This window comes from Kribbella sp. NPDC049584, from assembly GCF_040675555.1.
Taxonomy (GTDB): Bacteria; Actinomycetota; Actinomycetes; order Propionibacteriales; family Kribbellaceae; genus Kribbella.
Map to the genome: position 1 here is coordinate 226,520 of NZ_JBFAPF010000008.1, position 20,825 is coordinate 247,344.

The 20,825-nt window shown below is 68.2% G+C and carries 21 protein-coding genes; 8 read left to right on the forward strand and 13 right to left on the reverse strand.

Annotated elements, in window-relative coordinates; genetic code table 11:
• Positions 1 to 2: 2 nt before the first annotated feature.
• Complete coding sequence (locus AB0J62_RS26500; RefSeq protein WP_363876528.1) at positions 3 to 416, reverse strand: type II toxin-antitoxin system VapC family toxin; 414 nt, start codon at positions 414 to 416, stop codon at positions 3 to 5.
• Entirely contained in the window at positions 417 to 650 is a 234-nt protein-coding gene (locus AB0J62_RS26505; protein WP_363876531.1) for a hypothetical protein, read from the reverse strand.
• Between the two features lie 75 nt (positions 651 to 725).
• Between AB0J62_RS26505 and AB0J62_RS26510 the strand changes: the two genes are divergently transcribed.
• Positions 726 to 1,169, forward strand: coding sequence for a GNAT family N-acetyltransferase (locus AB0J62_RS26510; protein WP_363876534.1), 444 nt, complete (start codon positions 726 to 728; stop codon positions 1,167 to 1,169).
• Here AB0J62_RS26510 and AB0J62_RS26515 read toward each other — a convergent pair.
• Genes AB0J62_RS26515 through AB0J62_RS26530 form a run of 4 tightly spaced genes read right to left on the reverse strand, consistent with a single transcriptional unit; the run spans position 1,136 to position 5,047 of the window.
• The gene (locus AB0J62_RS26515) at positions 1,136 to 2,314 is read right to left on the reverse strand and encodes an MFS transporter (RefSeq protein ID WP_363876537.1); all 1,179 of its coding nucleotides are present in this window, start codon (positions 2,312 to 2,314) and stop codon (positions 1,136 to 1,138) included. The two genes, AB0J62_RS26510 and AB0J62_RS26515, sit on opposite strands and share 34 nt — an antisense overlap.
• Positions 2,311 to 3,324 carry a MerR family transcriptional regulator gene (locus AB0J62_RS26520; protein ID WP_363876540.1) on the reverse strand — a complete coding sequence of 338 codons (1,014 nt, stop codon included), beginning with the start codon at positions 3,322 to 3,324 and terminating at the stop codon, positions 2,311 to 2,313. The genes AB0J62_RS26515 and AB0J62_RS26520 overlap by 4 nt, the downstream gene beginning before the upstream one ends.
• A gap of 34 nt (positions 3,325 to 3,358) precedes the next feature.
• The gene (locus AB0J62_RS26525) at positions 3,359 to 3,868 is read right to left on the reverse strand and encodes an AAA family ATPase (protein WP_363877022.1); all 510 of its coding nucleotides are present in this window, start codon (positions 3,866 to 3,868) and stop codon (positions 3,359 to 3,361) included.
• A gap of 24 nt (positions 3,869 to 3,892) precedes the next feature.
• Positions 3,893 to 5,047, reverse strand: coding sequence for an anhydro-N-acetylmuramic acid kinase (locus AB0J62_RS26530; RefSeq protein WP_363876543.1), 1,155 nt, complete (start codon positions 5,045 to 5,047; stop codon positions 3,893 to 3,895).
• 14 nt (positions 5,048 to 5,061) lie between these two features.
• Between AB0J62_RS26530 and AB0J62_RS26535 the strand changes: the two genes are divergently transcribed.
• From AB0J62_RS26535 to AB0J62_RS26545, 3 genes are all read left to right on the forward strand, one after another.
• Positions 5,062 to 5,679: a SigE family RNA polymerase sigma factor gene (locus AB0J62_RS26535; protein ID WP_363876547.1), complete on the forward strand. Its 618-nt coding sequence runs from the start codon at positions 5,062 to 5,064 to the stop codon at positions 5,677 to 5,679.
• Positions 5,676 to 7,031: a hypothetical protein gene (locus AB0J62_RS26540; RefSeq protein WP_363876551.1), complete on the forward strand. Its 1,356-nt coding sequence runs from the start codon at positions 5,676 to 5,678 to the stop codon at positions 7,029 to 7,031. Before AB0J62_RS26535 ends, AB0J62_RS26540 begins: the two co-directional genes overlap by 4 nt.
• A 145-nt stretch (positions 7,032 to 7,176) precedes the next feature.
• The gene (locus AB0J62_RS26545) at positions 7,177 to 8,091 is read left to right on the forward strand and encodes an endo-beta-N-acetylglucosaminidase H (protein ID WP_363876554.1); all 915 of its coding nucleotides are present in this window, start codon (positions 7,177 to 7,179) and stop codon (positions 8,089 to 8,091) included.
• On the opposite strand, the gene AB0J62_RS26550 is transcribed toward AB0J62_RS26545, so the two are convergent.
• Entirely contained in the window at positions 8,088 to 8,603 is a 516-nt protein-coding gene (locus AB0J62_RS26550) for a histidine phosphatase family protein (RefSeq protein ID WP_363876557.1), read from the reverse strand. The genes AB0J62_RS26545 and AB0J62_RS26550 overlap by 4 nt on opposite strands.
• 96 nt (positions 8,604 to 8,699) lie before the next feature.
• On the opposite strand from AB0J62_RS26550, the gene AB0J62_RS26555 reads away from it, so the two are divergent.
• The 4 genes from AB0J62_RS26555 (at position 8,700) to AB0J62_RS26570 (ending at position 13,994) form a co-directional block, all read left to right on the forward strand.
• A complete protein-coding gene (locus AB0J62_RS26555) occupies positions 8,700 to 10,559 on the forward strand; it encodes an acyl-CoA dehydrogenase (protein ID WP_363876560.1) in 1,860 nt (619 codons plus the stop codon).
• 341 nt (positions 10,560 to 10,900) lie between these two features.
• On the forward strand, positions 10,901 to 12,115 hold the full coding sequence (locus tag AB0J62_RS26560) for a hypothetical protein (RefSeq protein WP_363876563.1): 1,215 nt from the start codon (positions 10,901 to 10,903) through the stop codon (positions 12,113 to 12,115).
• Complete coding sequence (locus tag AB0J62_RS26565; protein ID WP_363876566.1) at positions 12,112 to 12,780, forward strand: hypothetical protein; 669 nt, start codon at positions 12,112 to 12,114, stop codon at positions 12,778 to 12,780. Before AB0J62_RS26560 ends, AB0J62_RS26565 begins: the two co-directional genes overlap by 4 nt.
• Positions 12,777 to 13,994, forward strand: a complete 1,218-nt coding sequence (locus AB0J62_RS26570; protein ID WP_363876569.1) for a hypothetical protein — start codon at positions 12,777 to 12,779, stop codon at positions 13,992 to 13,994. The genes AB0J62_RS26565 and AB0J62_RS26570 overlap by 4 nt, the downstream gene beginning before the upstream one ends.
• Positions 13,995 to 14,005: 11 nt before the next feature.
• Here the strand turns inward: AB0J62_RS26570 and AB0J62_RS26575 are convergent, their stop codons facing one another.
• From AB0J62_RS26575 to AB0J62_RS26600, 6 genes are all read right to left on the reverse strand, one after another.
• Entirely contained in the window at positions 14,006 to 14,779 is a 774-nt protein-coding gene (locus AB0J62_RS26575; RefSeq protein ID WP_363876572.1) for a DUF4097 family beta strand repeat-containing protein, read from the reverse strand.
• Between the two features lie 126 nt (positions 14,780 to 14,905).
• Positions 14,906 to 15,154: a DUF6458 family protein gene (locus AB0J62_RS26580; protein WP_134110656.1), complete on the reverse strand. Its 249-nt coding sequence runs from the start codon at positions 15,152 to 15,154 to the stop codon at positions 14,906 to 14,908.
• A gap of 152 nt (positions 15,155 to 15,306) precedes the next feature.
• Entirely contained in the window at positions 15,307 to 17,085 is a 1,779-nt protein-coding gene (locus AB0J62_RS26585) for an NHL domain-containing thioredoxin family protein (RefSeq protein ID WP_363876577.1), read from the reverse strand.
• 55 nt (positions 17,086 to 17,140) lie between these two features.
• Positions 17,141 to 18,766, reverse strand: a complete 1,626-nt coding sequence (locus AB0J62_RS26590; protein WP_363876580.1) for a hypothetical protein — start codon at positions 18,764 to 18,766, stop codon at positions 17,141 to 17,143.
• Positions 18,767 to 18,970: 204 nt separating this feature from the next.
• A complete protein-coding gene (locus tag AB0J62_RS26595; protein WP_363876583.1) occupies positions 18,971 to 19,870 on the reverse strand; it encodes a carbohydrate ABC transporter permease in 900 nt (299 codons plus the stop codon).
• Positions 19,867 to 20,766, reverse strand: a complete 900-nt coding sequence (locus AB0J62_RS26600; protein WP_363876586.1) for a sugar ABC transporter permease — start codon at positions 20,764 to 20,766, stop codon at positions 19,867 to 19,869. Before AB0J62_RS26600 ends, AB0J62_RS26595 begins: the two co-directional genes overlap by 4 nt.
• Positions 20,767 to 20,825 lie beyond the last annotated feature (59 nt).

Genomic DNA, 20,825 nt, shown 5'->3' on the forward strand with positions numbered 1-20,825 from the left:
CATCACGACAACATGCTGTCAATAGGTCGGGTGGGTACGTCGACGGTGAGGCCGGCTGCTCGGGCTGCGTCGGCGAGGCGCTTGTCGTAGGTGACGAAGGCGGTGAGCGGCTGGACGCGAAGGGCGGTCGCGAGGTGGACAGCGTCCAGGCTCCGCACGGTCGCCGGCCGAACTGTCTGCGCGAGAATCCGCGTACCCGCGTCCAGGTCGACGAGGTCGATGAGATCCAGGACCAGATGTAGTCGCGACACCGCCTCAGGAGCGTGCCGGGCCAAGGCCCGGAACGACTCGATCTCGGCGAGGACGGAGCTCACCCAACCGACCTCGGCCCGCTCGTCCAGCCAGTCACGTAAGGCCTGCGATTCGGTCTCGGCGTGGACCAGCTTCACGATCGTGGCCGAGTCGAGGTAGATCATTCAGCGCTCGCCGTCCCGGTCCTGGGACAGCTCCGCCCCGACGTCGATGCCATCAGGATCGCCGAGCGGCATTCGCAGTACGGCTCGGCGCATCTCCGCGGCCCGCTCCCGGCGCGACGCCGCCTCGAGCACCGCTTGCCTGATGACCGCCGAGCGCGAACTCCCGTCGTGAGTCAGCACCGCCAGCGCATGCTCGGTCTCCGCGTCAGTACGAATCGTGATCGTGTCCGCCATACCACCATCGTAAGACGATCCGTCTTACAAGGCCAGAAATGGATGGTCGCGAGGGTGGGCCGACTGGGAGGGGGGATGGGTGTGCGGGAGTTGATGGTGGAGGACTGGGGGCGGTTGTGGCCTTTGGTGGAGGGGTTCGGGACTGCGTTTTCGGAGGTGGAGTCGCGGGGGTTCTTCGAGGAGTTGGTGGAGGATCCGCGGTGGGTGGCGTTGGGGTACGACGATGGTGGGGAGCTGATCGGGTACGCCGTGGTGCAGGACTACGGGACGCACTTGCGGGCGGGGCGGAGGCACCACGGGCGGCTGCATGATCTATACGTCGCGCCGGAGCGGCAGCGTGGTGGGGTTGGGCGGGCGTTGATGGATGCGGTGGCGGAGTGGGCGTCGACGCGGGTCCAGCATCTCGAGTGGCAAGGCCATCACGAGCGGGCGGCGCCGTTCTACGAGAAGTTGGGGTATCGCGGTGAGCCGTGTCCGCAGCCGGACTACCCGACCTTCGAGATCGACTTCGGCAGGTAGGCGCGGACCTGGAGGAGGCCGGCGAGTGCGGTCGCGGCGGCCGCGAGGATGAGCGCACTGTGTACGTCGAGCGTGGCGAGGAGATTCGTCGACACGATCAGCGGAACGGTCTGCACCAACGACAGCAGCGACTGCAGTCGAGTCAGATGCGATGTCGGCGTACTGCGGACGAACACCGGCGCAAGGTGGGACGTGAAGAGCCCGATGCCGACGCCCTGCACAAGAGTCGCGCCGACCGCCAGCGGGACGGACGGTGCCAGCGCGAGACCCGAGATCCCGACCGCGGCGACAAGACACCCGACGCCGCCGGTCAGCTCGGCGCGCTCGAACGTGCCGAACCGGGCGACGAGGATCGTCACGACCAGCCCACCACAAACGTTGCCCGCCACAACAAATCCGGCTTGCCCGGCCGCCCAGCCGTGTGATCGGGCCAGCAACGGAACGCACAACGACGTGACCGGCAGGACGAACGCAGCCACCAGCGCCACCACAGCCAGCACCATCCGCAACACAGGATCCCCAGCAGCAACCCGCAACCCATCCAGCGCCTCGCGGACAACGGAACGGCCGACGCGGGCGGCTGGGCTCACGTCGTACGGCGGTCTGAGCGTGAACAGCACAAGGAACTGCACCGCGAACGTCAGCCCGTCGAGCACGAGCGCCCCGACCAGCCCGACCGTCGCAACGAGCAGCCCACTGAGCGGTCCACCGGCCAGCGTGATGAGCTGCGTCGCCGACGTACGCAGAGCCATTGCCCTAGGCAACTGCTCCTCCGCCACGAACAGCCGCGGCAGCACGCCCGCCGCGGGCAGCGCGAAGGCATCAACCGTCCCGACCACCACCGCCGTTATCAACAGCAGACCGGCCGAAGTCCCGCGGACACCCACCACCGCGGCCAGCACGAAGCAGCATGTGCCGACGATCGCGCTGCACCCGAGCAGCAACCGACGCGGACCGATCCGGTCACCAAGGATGCCACCGAGCAGGAGTAGTACGGCGCGCGGCAGGGTGAACCCGGTCAGCACCAGCGCGGCGACCTGTGGGCCGATGCCCGTCGCCGCCCAACCGAGCGCGAAGAACAGCGCGGTGTCACCGAGTACCGAGAGAGTCGATCCTGCCAGCCAGCCGTAGAACGACCGCGTCACCCGTCCAGCCGGACGGGCATGACGAGGGTGGTGAACGTGCCCTGGTCGGCCGACCGTACGACGACCGGTCGCGCCGGCTCGCAGATCTCGAGCAGCACGTCCGGCCCGACACTCGCCTCCAGCGCGGCGGCGAGCATACTCGCGGTGAAGCCGACCCGCACCGACCCGGACCCGATGGCGTCGAGCTTCACCTCGTCGCCGATCCGCAGGCTCCCGGAGTCGATGTCAAAGGCAACAACATCCCGCCCGACCAGTACGTCGAGCAGCCGCGCCCGATCCACCGCCACCCGGCAGACCGGCGGCGCCAGCCCGTCGAGAATCTGCTGGTACGCCGGATACTCGGCATCAACCACGGCCAGCTCACGCGACTCGTCACCCCGCACGAGCACCAGCCCGCCGTCGACCTCGCACCGCACCACATCCCCCGCCGCGGCCCACCGGCTCACCTGCGCGAGCTCGTCCGCCCGGACCAAGACCCGCCCGGCCACCCCACCGAATTCCACCGGCCGAACAGTCCGCACCGCCAGCCGATAGCGATCGGTCGCCACGAAGATGATCTCGTCGGGCGAGAACTCGATCAGCACACAGTCCAGGCCGGGGTACTCGCCTGTCGCGGCCGCGGCCGGCGAGACCTGGCGGATCGCGCTGGCAAGTTCCGGTCCGCCCAGGGCTGCCGTCGTTTGGTGCGCGAGGAGCTGGGTGAGGAGGCGGGTTGCAGCTTCGCGGGTTGCGGTCGACTTGGCTTCGAGCGTGCGGAGATGCGAGCGGACGAGGTCCGCCACGTCGGCGGGGTCGGCATCCAGGGCGATACGAACTTCCGGGAGCGGGAGGTCGATCTCGCGCAGGTCGCGCAGCAGCCGAGCCCTGGTTTGTTGCGACCGGTCGTAGTACCGATAGCCGTTCGCCGCGTCCACAAAAGCGGGCGGCAGCAGCCCGCAGTCGTCGTAGAACCGCAGCGCGCTCGGGGCCAGCCCCACTACCCGCGCAAACTCACTGATCGTCAGCCTCATGGGCCCGACCCTGATCCCTGAACCAACTCGAAGGTCAAGTCCGGAGCCGGCCCCACAGGTTGAGGGTCTTGCCGAAGCGTTCGCCGCGGATCCAGTCGAGGATGCTGCGGGCCACGCGGTCCGGCGAGAGGTCGCCACGGACCGAGCGCGGGACCCGGGTCCGGAGCTCGGCGGCCTCGGCGAGGGCGTCGGCGATCTGGTCCTCGGCCCAGCCGCGGAGCGCGAGCCGTTTGCGGCGAATGGCGTCCGGGCAGTCCAGGTGCAGCCAGCGGCCCTCCGGCAGCTCGGCCGGCAGCAACGGCGAGAGCAGCAGCACCGGAATCCCGGACCGCCTGATCAGCTCGGTGATCCGCAACCAGAGCGCGTTGTACGCCGGCCAGATCGGCGCCGCCGTCGGACTGGCGATGTCGATCCCGAGCAGCCGGCCGTCGTCGTCCAGCAGCTCGTCCATGTCCATCACGACCAGGTTCCCCGGGCTGAGCCGCACCAACTCCGGCACGACCGTCGTCTTCCCCGACCCGGGTGCTCCCGTCACCACGAACATCCTCGTCACAGCACTAGTGTGCGGTCATTGCACCAGAAGGCGCATGGGAGGTCGTGCCTCGCCTGAAATCGTCGGTAGTCCACTCAGCCCGGGTGTGACCGAGCCGAGCACGCTGGAGTGCGTGGCGCCGGTGCAACTCGGCACCGTCCCGCCGAGGCCGTGCACGCTCAGGAACCCGAGCACGGCGAACGCGTACGCCTCCTTCGCCGCCGACGGCATGCCCAGCTCGTCCGTGGTCCGGACCGGAATCTCCAGCTCGTCCGCCAGCAGATGCATCAGCGCCGGGTTCTGGATCCCGCCTCCCGATGCGACCACTTCGGTCCCGCCGTACCTCCGGACGGCGTCGGCGACGGTCCGGGCGGTCAGCGTGGTCACGGTGGCGACCAGGTCCTCCGTGGGGATCTCCGGCAGCCCCTCCATCGCCTTGGCGACGTAGGCGAGGTTGAACAGCTCCTTGCCCGTCGACTTCGGCGCCGGCCGGGCGTAGTACGGCTCCGCCAGCAGCCGAGCGAGCAGTTCCTCGTGTACCTGACCCCGCGCCGCCATCACCCCGTCGGCATCGAACGGCTGCCCGGTCAGCTCCGTCACCACAGCGTCGATCAGGGCATTCGCCGGACCGGTGTCGAAGGCAACCGGCTCGCCGTGGACGACGGTGATGTTCGCGATCCCGCCGAGATTCAGAGCGACCGGTACGCCGGGACGCCCGCGCAACCACAGCACATCGATGATGCTCACCAGCGGCGCACCCTGCCCGCCCGCCGCCACGTCCCGCGCCCGCAGGTCCGACACCACCGGTATGCCGGTAGCCTCGGCGATCCACGCCGGCTGCCCGAGCTGCAGCGTCCCGCGCACCGTTCCGTCGTCGTCGACCCAGTGGAAGACCGTCTGCCCGTGCGAGACGATCAGGTCGGCGTACCCACCGCACAACTGCTCCACCGCCTGCCGGGCCACCGCGGCGAACGCCTGCCCGATCCCGGTGTCGAGCCGGCAGACCTGCTCGACCGTCGTCGATGCCGGTGGCAACGACGCTGCGACCGCAGCCCGCAGCTCCGGCGGATACGGCTGGCTGAGCATGCCCAGCGGCGTCAGCACCAACTCGTCGCCGTCCAGCCGCAGATCCGCGGCAGCGGCGTCGATCGCGTCGTACGACGTCCCGGACATCAGCCCGATCACTCGCATATCAACTCCCGTCGATGGCGGCCGAAGCGTCCATCTTCATCCACAACGCCACCACGCCGCGACTCGGGCAATGCAACCTTCCGGTCTGCGCCGGTGTCTACCTGTCTACGAGCACGATCGCCGAGGAGGGGTGGATGGTCACGCGGGGTGATGATTTCGACGACTTCGTCCGAGGCAGCTCGACCCGGCTGCTACGGACCGCCGTACTGCTCGTCGGCGAGCGCTCGGCCGCCGAGGATCTCGTCCAGGAGATGTACGAGCGGGTCTACGTCAGCTGGCGGCGGATCCACAGCGCACCGGACGCGTACGCCCGCAAGACTCTTGCCAACCTCGCCGCGAACCGCTGGCGCAGCAAGGGCCGCAAACCCGAGGTCGCGCTCGCCGACCACGACCGGCCGACGCCCGACGGCGCCGAGGACCACGCGGTCCGCGCCCAGCTGATCACCGCCCTGCAGGAGCTTCCGCCGCGGCAGCGCGCCGTGATCGTGCTCCGGTACTACGAAGACCTCACCGAGGCCCAGACCGCCGACGCGCTCGGGTGCTCACTCGGCACGGTGAAGAGCCAGACGTCCCGCGCACTGGACCGGCTCCGCCTCATCACCGAACCCGCCATCCTGGAAGGACTGCGATGACCGAGACCGAACTCAAGCAGCGGCTGAGCGCCGACGTCGACAGCGTCGAAGCGCCGCCCGACCTGCTCGACCGGGCGCGGGCCGGCGGGGCTCGCCGGCTCCGGCGCCGCCGTTTCCTCACGGCCGGCGCCATCGCATTGACGACGGTCGTCGTCGGCGGGGCCGCGGTCGCCGCGCCGACGATCCTCGACCACAGTGCCGAGCCGCCGGTCGCAACCCGCCCCGGCAACGGCGATCCGTACGCGTTCCTGATGAACGGTCCGACGCAGGGCGACCTGGCCGGCGACATGACGTATCTGAGGCAGGTCCTGGCGGTCTGGCGATCCTCGCACGGAAAGTCGATCAACCACGACCGCGGCATCTTCAACCACCTGCAGGGAGACGCCAAGGTCGCTTGGGCTGGAAACACGCCCGGCGGGCGGGCCGCGATCGTGGTCGAGAACTCCGACCTCCGCAACCACTCGGACGTGCAGCTGTACCACGAGGGCGTCGCAGCGCTGGTGGGGTACGTCGTCGACGGCAAGGACGGCAAGCCGACCGTGATAGGCGACGACTACCCGGTCCCGGGTTCGTCCCAGCAGACCGCGTTCGTCGTCGGGAAGGACGGCACGAAGGCATTGGTCGTCCTGCAGATGCCGGGCAAACAGATCGGTCTGTCGCTGGGTCGCACGTACGCCGACGACGGTTCGGTCAAGCGCACGTACACCCCGCTGAAGTTCCGCGACCGGGTAGCGATCGTGAAGCTTCCGGCCGGCCAGAAGGACGAGGACCTCCGCATCAACAGGATGCCGGGCAACGCCTTCTCCTATCTCGCTGTCCTGAACACCGGGCCGACGCTGACCGAGACCCCGGACAACCGGCTGTGGTCCGACTTCGCGCAGGAGGGTGACGGGCTCTGGGCGATGAGCGACGGCGCGAACAAGCTGCGCGCGAAGGCGAACGAGGTCTTCAACGACGCGATCGGAAAGGTCAGCGACCCGAACGCGAACAGCACCGCCTTCTCGGTCTGGACCGGGTACGGCGTGACCGCCACCGGCACGGCCGTGTACATCGGCGAGCAGGCGCTCGACAACGACCCGACCCACGTGTACGCCGTACTCAAGCCGAAGACGGGCAAGCCCCGGATCGTGCACGGCGGCGTACCCGATGCGGCGGCGACGCTGCCGGTCGCGATCAAACTCCCCGACAACCAGGGCTGGGCGGTCGCTCGCAAGGACGCACAACTGTCCTACCGGTACGACGGCGGCGCGTGGAGCGCGGCGCGCTCGAACGCGCTTCTGGTACCGGCCGGAATGCACGCCGAGGTGAAGGTGGAGGCCGGTGGCAAGATCGACGTCGTACCGTTGACGTGAACTCTTGACACCGGGTTTCGGCCGATCGATGATCGGTGTCGCTATACCGGTTTATCTCTTGTCGCCGTCTGGGCTTTTGTCCAGGCGGCGACGGGTACTTAACCGATATAGCGACACCGCCCACCTTTGACGAGGAGTCGATCGGATGAGTTCGTCGCTCATGAAACGAAGGACCCTGTTGTCAGCCCTGGCCGCCGGTACCGCCGCGGCCGCCACTGGTGCCGCGCTGCCCGCCGAGGCCGCGAACAAGTGCCGCCGCGCGCAGAAGGCCGGTCCGGTCACCGTCGCGTACATCGAGGTCAACAACTACAGCATGCTGAGCGCCGGCAAGTACACGCTCGCGAACGGCGGAGCGCAGGTGATCGACGTCGCGGTGATCTTCGCGGCCAACATCAACTACGACGGCTCGAACGCGTACCTGTTCTTCAACGACCAGGTGACCAACGTGCTGAACAACGTCGCCACCCAGGTCCGCCCGCTGCAGCAGAAGGGCATCAAGGTCCTGCTGTCGGTCCTCGGCAACCACCAGGGCGCCGGCTTCGCGAACTTCCCGAACCAGGCGGCCGCCGACGCCTTCGCGCAGCAGCTCGCCGACGCGGTCAACCAGTACGGTCTGGACGGCATCGACTTCGACGACGAGTACGCGGAGTACGGCAACAACGGGACCGGTCAGCCCAACGACTTCTCGTTCGTCTACCTGGTCCAGGCTCTCCGCGCCAAGCTCCCGAACAAGCTGATCACCCTCTACGACATCGGCCCCGCCGCGGACCGCCTCACCTACAACGGCCAGAGCATCGCGGAGACCTTCAACTACGCCTGGAATCCGTACTACGGCACGTGGGGCGTCCCGAGCGGACCGAGCGAGAAGTCCCGCCTCTCCCCGGCCGCCATCTCCTACACCGACACCAGCTCGTCGACCGCCGCGAGCCTCGCCCAGCGAACGGTCAGCGAGGGGTACGGCGTCTTCCTCACGTACAACCTGACCGAGTCCGACACGTCGTCGTACATGTCGGCCTTCACCAAGAAGCTGTACGGCAGCGCGACCGTCTACACGCCTTAGACCCGGTACTCCCATCCCGGCTGCCAGTTGAACGGGGAGACGATCAGCTCTTCCATCGAAGCGCGACCGCCCAGGAGGTGCTCGAGGGCCCACCGGTTCGCCGAGTGCGCGACCACGAGCACCACCTGGCCGTCGTACCAGCGCTTGGCGTCCTCGAGGAACGAACGGGTCAGCTCGACGACGTCGGTGTAGCTCTGACCCCCGGGGAACGGACTGTGGACGCGCTTGACCCTCGGGTCGAGCGCGTCCACCGGTGCGCCGTTCAGCACGCCGTAGTTGCACTCGCGCAACCGCCAGTCCTGCAGATGCGGCACCGTCAGCCCGGACAGCTCGACGGTTTGTACTGCGCGACGCAGGTCGGAGCTGAACACCACGTCGACGTCCTGCCGGCGCGGCCCGATCTCAGCCGCGAGCCGGCGCCCCTCCTCGGACAGCTCACCGGGCAGCCAACCGGTCGCGATCCCGCGTTCGTTGTCGACAGTGATCGAGTGGGTCTCGTAAATCAGCTTCATACCTCACAGTCAATCTCCCTTTGACCTCATTACCGGCGGGTATATACTCAAGTTACCGGCGAGTAAACATGCGGCTATTAGGTATGGGGAGCTTCTGTGAGCCACTACAAGTCGAACCTGCGGGATATCGAGTTCAACCTGCTCGAGGTATTGGGCCGCGGTGACGTCCTAGGTCAGGGCCCGTACGCCGACATGGACGTCGACACCGCGCGTGAGGTGCTCGCGGAGGTCGACCGGCTGGCCAAGCACGAGCTGGCCGAGTCGTTCGCGGAGGCCGACTGGAACCCGCCGGTCTTCGATCCGGACGCGCACGAGGTCCGGATGCCCGAGGCGTTCAAGAAGAGCTACCACGCCTACATGGACGCCGAGTGGTTCAAGCTCGAGCTGCCCGCCGAGCTCGGTGGCCAGCCGACGCCGCCGTCGTTGCGCTGGGCCGCCGCCGAGCTGGTGCTCGGCGCCAACCCGCCGGTACACATGTACGCCGCCGGCCCGAACTTCGCGCATGTGCTCTGGCGCAACGGCGTCGACCGCGACAAGAAGATCGCGCACCACATCATCGAGCGCGGCTGGGGCGCGACCATGGTGCTGACCGAGCCGGATGCCGGCTCCGACGTCGGCGCAGGCCGCACCAAGGCCACGCTGCAGGAAGACGGCAGCTGGCACCTCGAGGGCGTCAAGCGGTTCATCACCTCGGGCGAGCACGACCTGACCGAGAACATCATCCACCTGGTTCTCGCGCGGCCGCAGGGCATCGAGGGCGTCGGCGGTCCGGGCACGAAGGGCCTGAGCCTGTTCGTGGTCCCGAAGTACGACTTCGACCTCGAGACCGGCGAGTTGACGGGTGAGCGCAACGGCGCCTTCGTCACGAACGTCGAGAAGAAGATGGGCATCAAGGTCTCCACGACCTGCGAGATCACCTTCGGCGACGGCGTGCCGGCGAAGGGCTGGCTGCTCGGCGAGGTGCACGACGGCATCGCGCAGATGTTCCAGGTCATCGAGTACGCCCGGATGATGGTCGGCACCAAGGCGATCGCCACCCTGTCCAGCGGCTACCTGAACGCGCTCGAATACGCCAAGGAGCGGGTGCAGGGCGCCGACCTGACCCAGCCGGCCAAGGACGCGCCGCGGGTCACGATCACGCACCACCCCGACGTACGGCGTTCGCTGATGACGCAGAAGGCGTACGCCGAGGCGCTGCGGGCGCTGGTGCTGTTCACGGCGACGTACCAGGACCGGGCGGAGCAGGCGCGGTACGCGGGTGAGCACGACGACCTCGCCGAGCGGGTCAACGATCTGCTGCTGCCGCTGGTGAAGGGCTACGGCTCGGAGAAGTCGTGGACGCTGCTCGGCACCGAGTCGCTGCAGACGTTCGGCGGGTCCGGCTTCCTGCAGGACTACCCGATCGAGCAGTACGTGCGGGACGCGAAGATCGACACGCTCTACGAGGGCACGACGGCCATCCAGGGCCAGGACCTGTTCTTCCGCAAGATCATCAAGGACCAGGGCAAGGCGCTCGGTCACCTGGCCGAGCAGGTGCAGGCGTTCGTCGCCTCCGAGGCCGGCAACGGCCGGCTGAAGGAGGAGCGCGGACTGCTCGCCAAGGGGCTCGAGGACACCCAGAAGATCCTGGGCATCATGGGGCAGGCCCTGATGGCCAGCAACCCGCAGGCGGAGAACGGCGACCCGCGCAACATCTACAAGGTCGGCCTGAACACCTCCCGGCTGCTGTTCGTCCTCGGCGACGTGGTCTGCTCGTGGCTGATGCTCCGCCAGGCGGAGGTCGCGCTGGAGCGGCTGGGCGGCGAGCTTTCCCCTGCTGACCAGGACTTTTACACCGGCAAGGTGGCGGCGGCCCAGTGGTTCGTCCGCAGCACGATGCCGTCGGTCCGGGCCGAGCGGGTCAAGGCCGAGCTCACCGACCTCGACGTGATGGACCTCCCGGAGTCCGCCTTCTGACAGCTCCTCCGGCTCGGGTGCTTGCGCGGTCGAGCCGGAGGGTTCGAGAGGGCGTCTGGCGACGCTGCGCCGTCGCGAGCAGGTGCCCGCCGGGTGCTGCGCAGCAGGCGCAGCGTCGCCAGACGCCCTCTGCACTCGGGGCAGATTCATCTGCCCCGGGATGCCCCGCGATCTGCCCTGTTGTAAAGCGGGGTGTTGTAGCAACGTTTCTGCCCTGCAACACCGTGACCCTGGCTTGGCTTCCCCTGTCCGAGCCAGGGTCGCGTCTATTCCGGAACCGGTCGAGGGGATTCAGCGTCCGTGTGAGTGTGCCCAGATCCGGTCGTCGTAGGCTGTCCGCGATGTCCGCCCGACTCTTCTGCGCCGTGGTTGCGGCCCTAACGTTCCTGCCGGTGCTCCCCGCTCAGGCCGATACCCCCGAGCTGCCCGACCGCATCGCCGCGGCCTGGCGGACCGACCACCTGTCCGTGGACGAGCGACTGCGGGCGACGATGCCGACGTCCGAGCTGACCCGGATCCGTACCGCGATGCGGACGGCCGGTCTGCCGGTGTACGTCGCGCTCGTGCCGCAATCGCCGTACCTCCGGGCGAGCGGCTACGACCTGCCGACGTTGCTGCACGCGCGGATCGGCGAGCCGGGCGTCTACATCGTCGCGGTTGTCTACGACACCTACTGGTCGGACCGCGCTGAGCTGTTCCGCCCGGCCGGGCTGCGTGGCCGGGATCTGGCCGGCGTGCGGTCCGACGACAAGCAGGACTCCGATCTCGTCGACGAGCGTCCGGCCCCACAGATCGTCCGGACGATCCAGCAGGCATCCACGGCGTACGACGGTCGTCCGTTGCCGCAGGTCCCGGCAGCTGATCTGGATCCGCGGCGCAGCGACGGTGGGCTGTCGGTGACCGACAAGGAGGATCGGTCCGCGTACGTCGGCCTCGGGGCCGGCGCGGTGATCGGGTTCGCGCTGGTTCTGTTCCTCGGGCTGCGCCGCCGTCGGCCGGCCAAGCGGACGAAACGGCAACGCGCCGACGAGCCGCCGATCGAGGCGTGGGACGTGGAGCTCAAGGCCGACGACAAGATCAAACAGGCCGAGCGCGCGCTTGCGCGGCTGGACGAGCGCAACAACAAGTCGACGAAGCAGCTCGACCAGCGCGATGACGCGTACCGCCGGCTGGATGCGGCGCGCAGGCTGCGCGCGGATCAGCCGGAGGACCTGCTCGCGGCCGCCGGTGCGCTCGTCCTCGCGCGGCAGGCCGAGCGCGTTGCCTCCGGAGCTGCCGTGCAACCGCCGTGCTTCTTCAACCCGACGCACAATCCCGGAACGGCCACGGTCGACTGGGCGGACGAGGTCGAAGTACCCGCGTGCCAGTCGTGTGCGAGCGTCATCCGGCGCGGCCGGACGCCGACCGGGCTGCGGGTGTGGAGCAAGTCCGGGCTGCTCGGTCACGACCGCAAGCAGGTGCCGTACTGGACGCTCGATCCGGAGGACAACCCGATGGTCGCGACCGGCTTCGGTGCGCTGTCCGACGACCTGCCCGAACGGATCGCAGTCCGATGAGGCGCCTCGTTCTGTTGCTATTGGCCACTGCCTTCGCCCTGACCGGGACGGCCTGGGCGGCCTTGACCGGGACGGCCTGGGCGGCCACGCCCGCCGATCCCCGGATCGCCGCGGCCACCGCCGCCTGGGCGAAGCAGGGCCTGTACGTCGATCCCGACTTCACCTCGATTGCCGATGGCAACGAGATGCTGCGGGTGATCTCGTCGGCGAAGATGCCCGTCTTCGTTGCCGTCGTACCGACCGGCGAGTGGTTCCCGGAGAAGGGCGACGCGGATCTCCTCGCCGGACGGCTGGCCGCCGCGAACGGGAAGCCGGGCGTGTACGTCGTGATGGACGGCGACACGACGTACGGCGTGGCGCATCAGCTCGCGGCGTACGCGCCGGACAGCACCTGGCGGGAGAAGGACGAGACCCTGAGCGCGCAGCTGTCGAAGTACCTCGACAACGTCGAGCTGAACGCTCGCTACTCGCCCGAGCCGGCCCGGACCGAACCGGTGCCGACCGAGCCGGAGCGTTCGTACCCGGAGGAGAAGTTCACTGTCGGCAAGGCGATCGGCAACGGTCTCGGCGGTGCTGTGCTCGGGATGATCGGCGGCGGGATCCTCGCCGGAATCGTGTTGATCGTGGCGGCGATCGCCGCCCGGCGTCGGAAGGAAAGCGCGTGAAGGGCCTCTTGAGCTGCTTGGCGGCTTTGGTGTTGTTGGTCGCAGTCCCGGCCGAGGCCAACGCGGATGCGGCGCGGACGCCGGCGGAACGAGCTCGGGAGATCGCGACGGCGCTGACCAAGGATCCGCTGTACATCGATCCGGCGTACGCGTCGGCGCTGCCGGAGAAGCTGCGGGCCGACGTACGGACGAAGGCCAAGGCGGTCGGGTACCCGATCTACACGATCATCCTGCCGTTGACGCCGAGCGACGAGTTCCAGGGCGAGGAGAGCACCGTGCTCACCCTGGTGATGGACGCTCTGCGCAAGCCGGGGTTGTACGTCGTGGTCGACGGCGGCGATCGCTTCCCGTGGTACGAGGCGCGCGACGTACCGCAGGTCAGCGAGGACAAACTGCAGGCTTCGCGCGAACGGGCGCTGGACGACGAGGGGTACGACGCGGGGCCGACCGAGGTCCTGGCCCGGATGTACGAGCTGCTCGCGGCGCCGGGGATCCCTTCGACCACGCCCCGGGCGACCTCGTCGGGCAGACCGTCCGAGGCTTCCGACTCGGACTCGGGTGGGCATGGCTGGGTCGTTGCGCTGTCGATCGTCGGCGGGCTCGTCGTACTGGTGCTGCTCGGTTTGGTGATCGGGCTGCGGCGACGCGCGCCGCAGCGGGAGAAGGCCTTCCGCATCCCGCCGCACGTCGCCGCGACGGTCGCGGCCGAGCGGCGCCGGCGACTGGAACGGGACACGACGGCTGAGCTGACCACGCTCGGCACGAAGCTCGCAGCACTGCCCACGACCGACGGGCCAGGTCTGGTGCATCAGCAGGCGGCGCTCGACGATCACGCAGCGGCCGGGAAGGTTCTCGACTCGTCTACGTCGTTGGTGGACCTGGTCGGCGCGATGGTGCTCCTCGACAAGGCTCGCCGGGAGTACGACGTCGCGGTGACGGGCCGGCCGGACGCCGTACCGGATCTGTGCGCGTTCAACCCGCTGCACGGTCGGTCGGCCGGCAAGCCCACCCAGGTAGAAGCCGACGGCACCACGCTCACGCTCCCCCTCTGCGCCGACTGCCGCCGAGCTCTCAAGCGCGGCACCGCACCGGCGTCACTCCCCGGCGACGACGGCCCCTACTGGTACGACGGCACCCTCTGGGCCCGTACCTTCTACGGCACCACCGGCGAGGACCTGGCCGAGTCCGTCTCCCGCGGCGACCTACATCGCTAACCCCCGGTCATTTACCGGGCGTGGAGTTCGATGTCACCTGAGGTCGTTGTGGCGCTGAGGCTGTGGGAGGCGTCGGCGGAGTTGCCGAGTGAGTTCTCGACGTCGCCGGTGCGGGACTCCGTGGAGACCTTGTAGTCGCCGCCTGGCGCGGTGATCTCGATGTCGCCACTCGTCCCCTTCACGCGGACATCGTTGGCCTCGGCGAGTTGGAGTTCCATGTCGCCGGACGAGGTCTCGACGTTGACCGGGCCGCCCTTCAGGCCGGCGGCCTCGATGTCGCCCGAGTTCGCTTTCACATCCAGTTTGCCGGTGAGGTCGCTGACCGACACATCGCCGGAGGTCAGGTCCAGGTTCACATCACCGTTGATCTCGCGGAGGGTGACCTCGCCGGAGCGGGACTTCACATCGACGCCGGCAACGCCGCTCAGTTCCAGGTCGCCGCTGCCGTTCTCACCGGTGACCTTCGTTCCCCGCGGGACGGTGACTTCGAAGTCGGCGCTGCACTGCCAGCCACAGTCGCCGTCGAGTTTGAGGACGCCGTCCTTCACGGAGTACGCGTCGCCGCGCTTGAAGAACCAGTACTTGCGCTGCTCCTGGACGGTGGTCGTGTCGTCGTCGGAGACCTTGATCGTGATGTCGGAGCGGCCTCCGGTGGCGAGCTGCACCGTGGTGATCTTGTCGTCGACCTTGTTCGTGTCGTCGGAGTCCTTGCCCCCGAACTGCCAGAACGCCAGCCCGGCCGCCACCACCAGCAGGACCACGCCGAGCTGCTTGTTCTCCGCCATCGTCCGCCTCTTCTCGAGCCCACCCACGTTGTCGCATCGACAGTAGGTGGCGAGGCGTGCTCGCTGGATCAGGCAGATCCCCCGAGCTGTCCCTGAGCGTTCCTCAGGGATGCTCGGGAACCTCGCCTACTCCGTGATGTCGCGGTGGTGTTCCTCGACGACGCGGTACTCCTCTTCGACGGCCGGGTCGATGGCGTCGGTCGTCACGCGGCGGCGGCGGTTGGTGATGTAGAAGGAGAGGAGGATGCCGGCCAGGCCGGCCAGCAGCAAGATGTAGCCGACCACTTGCAGGTTGACGGCATCCCAGGTGTCGCGGACAGCGAACGCGAGCACGGCGCCGACCACCATCAGAAAGATCCCCACACCGATGCTCATCGACGTCCTCGCTTCGCTCCGGGCGCCGATGAGACACGTGGCGCACTGTGCTTGATGATGAGCTCGCTTCGCTCGCTCATGTGAGTCTCCCAGTGAGTCGTTCTACTTCGTCAAAGCTACCTCTCTGTACCCACTCAACAAACAGCCAACTGCTACTTGCTGCCGGAGAGCACCAGCTCGACCCGGTCGGGGCCGTCGGGAGTGACGCGGATCGGCACGCCCCAGTCCTGCCGGTGCATGTGGCACGCCGGGAACTCCACCTCGGACGCGTCGTCGCAGGACGCGGCCTGTACGGCGACGTGGAGGACGCCGGTGCCCGCGTGCGGGTCGATGACGAGGCGGCGTACGAGGTCGCTGGAGTCGCCGGCGCCTTCACGCAGGAGCGTGTCAGGTGTCGCGGACACGAGCAGACGGGTGGACGGGCCGTAGCGGTCGTCGAGTTTCTGGCCGGGCGGCGGGGTGAACACGACTTCCAGGGTGACCTCACCGGCGGCCACGTCCATCGGCGGGCGCTGGGTCTGCGTGCTGAACTCGTCAGCGATGGCGGACGCTCCCAAAGGCACCCGCGTGAGGCGGTGGGCCGCCGACTCGACGACGAGCAGTTCGTTGCCCACGACAACAGCGCCGCTGGGCTCGGCCAGACCGGTCGCCATCGTCTCGACGACCTCGGTGCGCGGGTCATAGCGGCGTACGGCGCCGTTGTAGGTGTCGGCGATCGCGATCGACCCGTCGGGAAGAACGGTCACGCCGAGCGGGTGCTGCAGCAAGGCCTCGCTCGCCTTCCCGTCCCGCAGGCCGAAGTCGAACAGCCCGGTCCCGACGGCAGTGTGCACCTCGGTGTCGATCCATCGCAGCGCAGAGATCTCGGAGTCGGCCAGCCACAACCGATCGCCATCCGCCGCCAGTCCACTGGTCTGCGCGAACCAGGCCTCCGCCAGCGGCCCGTCCTTCAACCCTTCGTTCGTCGTACCCGCGGCCACCTCAGTGACGCCAGTGAACGGATCGAAGGTCCACAGCTGATGTACGCCGGCCATCGCGATCCACACTTTGTCGCCCCACCACGCCACGTCCCACGGCGAACTGAGTACGTCGGTGCCGTCGCCGTCCATCCACTGCTTGCCCGTGCCAACCAATGTCCGCACGTGACCATCCGCCAGCGAGATTCCCCGCAACGCATGGTTGACGGTGTCCGCGACGACGACGTCGTACCCGAGACGACCGGCGACCTCGGGCGGAAGAACCACAAGCCCATTGGGCTCCGAAAACGACGCTTCATCAGCGGAGCCGTCCGTGAATCCGCGCCGGCCGGTACCGATCCGGCGTACTACGGTGGTCGCGTCAGCGGCGAGCTCGACGATGCTGTGGTTCCCGGCGTCCGCGACCAGCAGCCCGTTGTCCAGAGCAACGACCTTCGCCGGGAAGCGGAGATCGGTGGACTCGGCAACAGGTGCGACGTACGGCGACTTGCCGCGGGTGAGCGTACCCGCCTGCTCGTGCTGGACGATCAGCTCGGCCAGCAGCGCGTCCAAAGCGTGCGCGTGGCCCTCGCCGGAGTACTGCGCGACGATGTAGCCGTTCGGATCGACCAGCACGAGCGTCGGCCAGGCGCGGGCGGTGTAGTTCTGCCAGGTGATCAGCTCCGGGTCGTCCAGCACCGGGTGCCCCACCTCGTACCGCTCGACAGCGGCCCGGACCGCGGCCTCTTCGCCCTCGTGCGCGAACTTCGGCGAGTGCACGCCGACGATCACCAGCGCATCGCCGTACTTCTCCTCCAACGGCCGCAACTCGTCGAGCACGTGCAGGCAGTTGATACAGCAGAACGCCCAGAAGTCCAGCAACAGAAAGCGCCCCCGGAAGTCAGCGAGCGACAACTCCTGACCGCCAGTATTCAACCAACCCCGACCCCGCAACTCCGGCGCACGCACATGCATGTCCCCATTGTCCGCCGCGCCTCAACCCGATCCGCGCGGGGCCCGGCGGCTGAGATCAGAGCGGGAGGATCAGCGTGTCGGTCAGGAGTTTGGCGGTTTTGCGGAGGGTTGCCGGGGAGGACGAGAGGTCGGTGGCGAGGGCGTAGGGGGTGAGGGTTTCCCCGGGGCCGACGAGGCGGTGGCGGTGGGCGAGGAGCCAGACGATGGCTCGGGGCCAGGTGGACAGGCGGGCCTTGGCGAGGAGGTCGGGGGCGTCGCGGACCAGGCGTTCGGCGATGTCGAACGCGTCGGGTGCGTACGCCGTACCAAGGGTTTCGCCGGCCATCAACCAAGCGTGCGGGGCCAGGACGGAGAGCGTGGCTGCTTGCGAGTTGTCGAGGCCGCGGAGGTCCGGTTGGGGCGGAGAACCTAGGCCGGCAAGGGCTCGGTAAGCGTCTTCCAGGTCGTTGGTGGTGTCGTCGAGGAAGACGCGCTCACCGGGCTTCGAGCCGACCGGGTCGATCATCGCGGCGGCCTCCAGCGCGGGCTGCCAGACGTCGACGGCATCGACTGCCTCGTCGATCGCATCCAGCGGCAGCTGCGTGCGGTCGCCCGCGAACCGGAGCCATGCCTTCACGACAAGCGGAACCGCGTCGAAATACGTGCTGTCGGCAAGGACCTTGCGAGGCAGCCAGTGGGCAAGGAAAAGCTCGACCAGCACGGCGCTGACGCGCAACGGACCGCCAACCGTGTGATCCACCGCGTGGTCGATCCACAGCCTGACGATGTCCGCGGCGTCATCCGGCAACGAAGGCGTCGACTCGAGGAACTCCTCGACCAGCTGATCGCGCTGACGCGGGGACAGCAGTGGGCGGATCGGTGGGCGGATCGGGCGCTCCGGCAACTGGGTCAGCCGGTTCACCAGCAGGCCGGTGAAGAACTCGAAGTCCTCGCTGACCGGCGGATCGTCGTAGTCGCGGGTCTCCCCCAGCGCCTGCAGGATGATCCCGGCCGCGGTTGAGGGCCGCACCGTCCGGATGGTCACCCGGCCGCCGCGCTGGTACGCCTCGAGCACCCGGTCGACGGGCGGGCCGACGAACACGTCTTTGACGATCGCGCCGAGGTTGTTGTCGATGAACACCACCACGGTATGCGGATGCTGCTCGTCGTCGTAATCCAAGACGACGCTCAGGCCGTCGCCGGTGATGTCCTCGGACACGATCGCGCTGGTCAGCCGGAACCCGGCGATCCGGGTCACCCACTCGGGCACCGCGTCCTGCGTGCGTAACCTGGAGATATGGGCCCGCTGCAACGGCAACCGCCCGGCCGGACCCACCGTCCGCGCCAGACTCGTCAGCAGAACGAAGGATTCGAGATCGCGCCGCTCAGCGAGCACGCGCGCGGCGTCGGCCCAGAAGAACCGCTCCACCTCGCCGATCTCGTCCGGTCGCCCGGCCGGCCACAGTTGATCGGCGAGCATCGAGGCCGAGCGGGCCACCGACGCCTCCGCGATCACCGGATGCAGCGCGGCCGGCACCGCGGCCAGGTCGAGGGAGAGCGTTTCCAGCAGGGTCTCCAGCACGGCGACACTCGGCGTCGTGTCGACATCGACACCCGCCGTCGGCCCGTGCGGCTCGCCAGGATCGGGGACGAGCCGTAAGTGGCTGCGCCGCCCGTCCCGTCCGCGTGGAGACTTGGTCACCTTCGTGAGATTACCGTCCGGAACCAGTCCGCCGCAGTCCCGTGCGCGCGTCCTGTGGACAACCTCCTGCCCGACCTTGAGCACGCACCAACCAGTCCGCGGGCCGCGAAGTGGTTGGTGCGTGCTCAAAGAGCGCGGCCCGGGCTCAAAGAGCGCGGCCCGGGCTCGGAGTGAGCTCGGGCCGCGCGTCGGCGTACGGGGGCGTCAGCCCTTGAGGGCGCCGGCCATCAGGCCGCCGATGAACCAGCGGCCGAGGAGGATGTAGACGATCAGCGTCGGGAACGACGTGATCAGGGCGCCGGCCATGCTCGCGGCGTAGTCGACCTTCTGGCCGCCGGCGAGCGCGGCCAGGCCGAGCGTCACCGGGCCGTTGTTCTGCTGGGTCAGGAACAGCGCGAACAGGAAGTCGTTCCAGACCGAGGTGAACTGCCAGATCAGCGTCACCACGAAGCCGGAGATCGAGATCGGCAGGATGATCCGCAGGTACGTCTGGACCAGCCCGGCGCCGTCCACCCGGGCCGACTCGATGATCTCGTTCGGCACGATCGTGGCGTAGTAGTTCCGGAAGATCAGCGTGCAGATCGGGATGCCGTAGATGCAGTGCGCGATGATCAGCGTCGGCACACCCCGGGTCACGTCCAGCTCGGTGAACGTCGTACGCAGCGGCAGCATGACCGCCTGGTACGGGATGAACATCCCGAACAGGATGAACGCGAACACGATGTTCGCGCCCGGGAACCGCCAGCGGGCCAGCACGAACCCGTTCATCGAACCGATCAGCGACGAGATGATCGCGGCCGGGATCGCCAGCGACAGCGACCGGATCATGTACGGCTGGAGGACGTCCCAGGCCTTGCTCCAGGGCTCCAGCGTCCAGGTCTTCGGCAGGTTCCACTGCGAGGCAGCGGTGGTGTCACCGGAGGTCTTGAAGCTCGTGATGAGTACGACGTACACCGGGATCAGCACGAACAGCAAGAACAACAGCAGCAGGACATAGCGGATGGTCCGGCTGCGGCGGGTCGTGCCGTCGGAGGTTGCTCCGCGGCGCGGCGTCTGCCGGATCGCTGCAGCGGTATGGCCTGTGGCAGCCTCTACGGCGGTCATTGCTCGGTCTCCTGCCGGACGGTCCACGCGAGGTACGGGATGACGAGTACGGCGACGACCGCGAGCATGACGATCCCGATCGCCGACGCCTTGGCCAGGTCACTGCGGAGCAGGGTGTTCCACATCAGGATGGCCGGTACCTCGGTGCGGAACTGGTTCGGCCCGGTGATCGCGTAGATCAGGTCGAACAGCTTCAGCGAGATATGGCCGAGGATGATCAGCGCGGACAGCGCGATCGGCGACAGCTGCGGGAACAGCACGTGCCGGTAGAGCTTGAACTCCGACGCGCCGTCGACCCGGGCCGCCTCGCGCAGCTCCGGCGGGATCCCGCGGAATCCGGCCAGGAACAGCGCCATGATGTAGCCCGACATCTGCCAGACCGCGGGCAGCGCGATGGACGCCATCGTCGTCCATCTACTGCCCCCGGTCCACCATGGATTCTCCAGGAAATGCAGGTGGAGGATCTCGAACAACCGGTTCAGTCCCCGCGCGTCGTCGCCCTGGGACGGGTTCAGCAACCAGCCCCAGACCACGCCCGAGGCGATCATCGAGATCGCCATCGGGAACAGGTAGATCGACCGGAAGATCGATTCGCCGGGCACGCCCTTCTCCAGCAGCAGTGCCCAGAGCAGGCCGAAGATCAGCGTGCCCACGATGAATACCACCGTGAGCACGCCGAGGTTCTTCAGCGAGTTGAGGAAGCGGTCCTCGCTGAACAGATTCCCGTAGTTCTCGAACCCGACGTGCTGCGCCGGGCCCTTGCGGGCAGTGTGCCGATCCGTCAGCGAGGTGTTGAAGGACCACGCGATCAGCCCGTAGACGAAGTACCCGAGCAGCAGCACGGTCGGCAGCAGCACCAGGGCACCGGGCCCCCAGGTGCGGATTCTTCCGTGCACGCTCAGTCCTCCAACTCGTCGACCATACGGTTCCTCAACTCTGTGTTCATTTTCTTGGC